At 41.8% G+C, this 943-nt stretch carries 1 protein-coding gene; it reads right to left on the bottom strand.

From position 1 onward, the window contains the following. Positions 1–943, bottom strand: a 943-nt coding sequence (locus tag ACST14_RS10865) for a hypothetical protein (RefSeq protein WP_459463468.1), incomplete at both ends; no start/stop codon positions are given.

Below are 943 nucleotides of genomic sequence, written 5' to 3'. Positions count from 1 at the left end.
AGTCCTGCAATAGAATTAGTATTTGAAGTTATGCTAGCTGTGTTTGCAGCAACTAATGTAGGCAAGGTCGCAATGGTTGTTGAGCTTACTCCACCTACACTATTTACAGTAGGTAAATCTGATGTTCCTCCTAAATCATTGGTTAATTTAAGCTTACCCTTAGTAGTTGAAGTAGCATCTGGAGTGGAGGAAGCGCTTATTCCTGATTGTACTCCTGAGTCAACAATTGCTTGAACAAATTCGGTGGTTGCAATTTGTGTTGTGCTAGTTCCCGGTGCCGCGGTCGGAGCCGTGGGCGTACCAGTGAAAGATGGTGAATTTATCGTTGATTTTAATGCGATAGCTGACGTATTGGCTGTGATACTCGCTGTATTAGAAGCAACCGATATAGGTAATGTTGCAATGGTGCTTGAACTTACTCCTCCCACACTATTTACGGTCGGCAAATCTGCAGTTCCCCCTAAATCATTGGTTAATTTAAGTTTTCCCTTAGTTGTTGAATTTGCATCGGGAGTGGAAGAAGCACTTATGCCTGATTGTACTCCTGAGTCAACCAATGATTGAACAAACTCCGTAGTAGCAATTTGTGTTGTATTTGTTCCTGCTACTGCAGTTGGTGCTGTTGGTATTCCAGTAAAGGACGGTGAATTAATGGTTGCCCTTAATAAAATATCATTCGTATTCGCGGTCACTCGTGTATCAAGACCTGCGATCGAATTGGTATTAGAAGTTATGCTAACTGTGTTTGCATTTACTCCGTTAGTCAATGCTAATTCTGCGGCAGTTGCTCTTGTTATCTCAGCAGTAATGCTACTCGTATTGGAACTCACTCGTGTATCGAGTCCTGCAATCGAATTGGTATTAGAAGTTATGCTAGCTGTGTTTGCATTTACTCCATTCGTTAATGCTAATTCTGCAGCAGTTGCTCTTGTTATCTCAGCAG

Source organism: Aquirufa sp. A-Brett2-15D (assembly GCF_054558735.1).
This window is presented reverse-complemented; position numbering and strand designations above follow the sequence as displayed.